We start from the raw sequence: 3,627 nt of genomic DNA on the forward strand, positions 1-3,627 counted from the left end.
CGTTTCCGACTCTATCAGACTCTTTCGTGTCCGATTCCCGGTCGAAGCGGGGTTCGCTTTCCAGGTCTTCGCTTTCGCGTTTCCCTTTCCGGCGAGTCCGACTCTATCAGAAGTTTTCCACCGGATTTCCCGGCTTCAGATTCCTGGATGAGGAGTCGAGTACGCACCCGCAGAATTCGATTCCGGGGTGCGAGGGGGACTTGCTGGTTGGCTGCCGAACTTGTCCAGTTCCAGGCAACCGCTCAACCCTACAACTGGCCCTCCGAGGTGTCAAAACGAGCACCCGCAGAGGCCCTGACCAGCGTCTTCACCGATCACCGGGCCCGGCATCAACTACACGTGCGAGCGGGCCGGCGCCCCGCGGTCACCGGCCCCACGGAGGCACGGAGGCACGGAGGCACGGAGGCACGGATGGGCCCGTATACCCCCTGGCCAGCGAGCTCGCGGTGGTCTCGTCTCCCGGACCAGGGATGACTCGGCCGATCCAGGCCCACGGTTCAGACTGCAGCGCCATAGGCTCGCCGCCCCCCTGCTGTTGATGACGGGGGCACCGGGCCCGGGGGGATCGACAGACCGGGTGAGCCCAAGCCCAATGCGAGGGACGCGCGCGTCATCGTGGACGCCGCCGCGCGATGCCCCGCACACGGCGGGCCATCCGACGGCGAGGACGAGACGCTCGCGAGCTGGAGATGACCGTCGGCTTCGTCGACGACTTGGTCGGTGAGGCCACCAGAGTCACCAACCGGCTCCACGGCCCTGTTCCCCAGATCCATCCCTCCCTGGAACGAGTCCTGGGCCACGGCCACAGCACCAACCATCCCCCTCGACCACGTAACCGTCACCGAGCCGCACAAGGCCGAGCGGACGCTCGCAAACGAAGGACAGCAGGATCCACCGCCCTGACGGCGCGTGGTCCGCGGCTGCCCCGGCTTGGTCGTCGCCCTTGGCCTGGAGGCGGAGGTCGACGACCAGCAGCCGCGGGGCCTAAAGGGAGTTGCAGCAGGTTGGTCCCGGGCAGGCCGGAGTGCTGCTTGTCCTGCTGTTTCACCGTGTCATGGCGAGGTTGTGCATGGTGGCGACGGCGTGGACAGCGTGGTGGAGGCCGTCTCCTTCCTGCCGGCAGTCGCGGAGGATCTTCCAGTCCTTCATGCGGGCGAAGGTGTGCTCGACTCGGGCCCGGACCCGCCGGTGTTCGGCGTTGTCCTCTACCTGACCCCGCAGGAGGGGTCGTCCGGCCCTTCTGCGGTGCGGGACGATCAGCCCGGAGTCGAGGTAGGCGCCGCCGCGGCCGGCAGGTCCGACTCCCGCCAGACGTGGGCACCAGCCTTGTTCCCCGGCGCCGGCCGGGCCGGGGCGACGACCAGGCGGGTATCGGCGTCGATGATGACCTGCACGTTCGCCGAGAACCGGTGGTTGCGGGAGGCAGCGGCGACCTGCCGCATCGTGAGGTTCGTGCGGTAGTACACCGCCACCAGCAGCACCCGGTCCTCCGGCTGGACACCACGGCCGGCCGCCACCGGGCCCGTTCCCGCCCCGCTGCCGCACCACCTTCACCAGCTTCGCGCACCGGTCCATCCGCAAGCCCGTGAACGTCTCCATCCACACCGGCTCAGCCCGGAACACCCCAGCCGTACAGGCAAAATGCCCAAGACCGCGCCTTCTGCAACACCCTTTAGAGCGTGTCTCTTTGGTCGTTTGGTCAGTTCACGGGATGTGTCTGTCCGGTGAGTGATCACTGATGCGATGTGGGACCGGTTCGAGCCGCTGATGCCGGCTGATCCGATCCGAGGGCGGCCGTGAGCCGACCACCGCCGCACCCTTGAGGCCATCGAGGGGAAGTACCGCACGTGCTCACCATGGCGCGACCTGAGCGACGAACTGGGCTCGTTCCAGACGGCTCACGAACGGCTGATGAGATGGGCCGTCGACGGCACCTGGGAACGGATCTTCACCGCCGCCCTTACAGCAGCCGACGCCGCGCCGGCCTTCGCCGCGGGTCATGGCAAGGATCCGGGTCCCGCGAAGCGGCCTCGGAAGACCGAGAACTCGCTCGGTCTCTGTCGTCGCGGATCGTGCCTGTTCGCCGCGCGCGATTCGTGGCCACCTGTGCCGGCGCGGCATCCAGGCCGTCATTCCCCAGCCCGCTGCCCAGGTGGCAGCGGGTGCGGCCCGTCGTCCGTCAGTACGGCCTGGCCTCGGCTGCCGGAGCCGGGGGCGATTGCGGGAGGGATGGCGCGGACGGCTGCGTCGGGTCGGAGAGTGCTCCGGCGAGGATGAGCCCGAAGCCAAGCAGGTGGAAGGGCAGCGTCATCGCGGTGAGCACATGGGCGGCCATGTGGATCCCGACGGCGCGCATGAGCGGTTCCAGGCCCAGAGCCATGCCGACCGTGGAGACGATCGGCCCGGGCAGCATGACCAGGCAGCCCGCCATGGCGAGGCGAGCATTGCGCCCTCGTCGGCGGATCGCCCGGGCGGCTACGAGGGCTCCCACCACGGGTGTGAGGATCTCGACGGCAATGAGGAGCAGGCCGACGAGGCCGGCGGCTATCTGGTCGTCGTGCAAGGGACGCCATCCAGGATCGTGCGCACGTGGCAGACGGGCGGCGCGAAGCCATCCGGCCCGGTGCCGGCACGTACAACGGATTACCAGCTGGGGGACGGCGCGAGTGACCGCTTCCACCGGCTCCGGTATGTCCATGGGGAACCAGGAGGGATGGTCACTGCCCCACTGGGCCGATACCGGTCGCGGTGTGCTGCCGTCCCTCGGGTGGGTGGGCGGTTGGCTGCGGCCCAGGCGCGGGCTCCCTCACCCGGACGGATGCGGTCGCCCAGTGATCAGAGGTTGACGCGCTTCAGGTAGACGCGGTTGCGGTGGGGGATCGTCTGGTACCAGAGCATCAAGTGCTCGTCCTCGTACGTACGCAGCCTCATGGGGCTGGGGTCTTCGTAGAGGCTGCCGTCCTTGGGGTCGATGCCCATGGACGCCAGGTCGACCAGGCCGTCCATCACGGCGCCGACGGTTCGTTGGTGCTCGGCGGCCATGTCGCCGAGCACCCACTGGCGGCTGGGATCGCATTCCCATGCCCAGCCGCCGTCGTTCTCCACGCCTTCGCCCCGCGGGGTCACTGACCGATCTCGCGCTGGGCCTCGGCGAGGATGCGGCTGCTCGTTTCCATGGCTGCCCGGAACTCCGCTTCCGTGGCGTCCGGGTTGCCGGCGGTGCGTTCGGCCTCGAGCAGTGCTGCCGAGCGCGCGGGCCAGCGGTGGATGGCCACATGCGTCGCCCACTTGATCAGGAAGAAGCGGAGCGGGTTGATGGCGCCCGTCTCGGCGGCGCGGTCGAACGCCGCATGGCACTCCCTGTCGAACTCGGCGAGGTGCGGCATGTCGATCCTGCGCACTGCGTCCCGCAGGGCTTCGCGCGTCATGGCCGGCTGGGGGATGAGCGGACCGTCGTCTTCGAGGTGCTGTGCTGTCATCGTGCCTCCAGGGGAACGCTGGCCCCACGATACCGAGCGGCTCTGTCAGAAGCCCCCTGAACGCAGAAAAGCCCCGTACCGGATACCCGGTACGGGGCTTTCTACAATGATTGTTCGGCGGCGTCCTACTCTCCCACAGGGTCCCCCC

At 68.6% G+C, this 3,627-nt stretch carries 3 protein-coding genes and 2 pseudogenes; 1 reads left to right on the forward strand and 4 read right to left on the reverse strand.

The features are described 5' to 3' along the window. Nucleotides 1–1,044: 1,044 nt before the first annotated feature. A pseudogene (locus tag AB0M76_RS43310) lies at nt 1,045–1,599 on the reverse strand (transposase family protein). Nucleotides 1,600–1,743: 144 nt separating this feature from the next. Here AB0M76_RS43310 and AB0M76_RS43315 point away from each other — a divergent pair. Further along, a pseudogene (locus tag AB0M76_RS43315) lies at nt 1,744–2,155 on the forward strand (transposase); the annotation flags it as partial. Between the two features lie 24 nt (nt 2,156–2,179). On the opposite strand, the gene AB0M76_RS43320 reads toward AB0M76_RS43315, so the two are convergent. The 3 genes from AB0M76_RS43320 to AB0M76_RS43330 all read right to left on the reverse strand — a co-directional run bounded on the left by AB0M76_RS43320 (nt 2,180) and on the right by AB0M76_RS43330 (nt 3,479). Beyond that, complete coding sequence (locus AB0M76_RS43320) at nt 2,180–2,563, reverse strand: hypothetical protein (RefSeq protein WP_365958277.1); 384 nt, start codon at nt 2,561–2,563, stop codon at nt 2,180–2,182. A gap of 272 nt (nt 2,564–2,835) precedes the next feature. Continuing rightward, entirely contained in the window at nt 2,836–3,105 is a 270-nt protein-coding gene (locus AB0M76_RS43325; RefSeq protein ID WP_365958276.1) for a hypothetical protein, read from the reverse strand. A gap of 17 nt (nt 3,106–3,122) precedes the next feature. After that, entirely contained in the window at nt 3,123–3,479 is a 357-nt protein-coding gene (locus AB0M76_RS43330; protein ID WP_266995514.1) for a DUF6247 family protein, read from the reverse strand. Nucleotides 3,480–3,627: the final 148 nt, after the last annotated feature.

This window comes from Streptomyces sp. NPDC051364 (assembly GCF_040682115.1).
Classification (GTDB): domain Bacteria; phylum Actinomycetota; class Actinomycetes; order Streptomycetales; family Streptomycetaceae; genus Streptomyces.

Bases quoted from the DNA above. Each gene is read 5' to 3' on its own strand.
- AB0M76_RS43330 (WP_266995514.1), bottom strand. From the start codon at position 3,479: ATGACAGCACAGCACCTCGAAGACGACGGTCCGCTCATCCCCCAGCCG.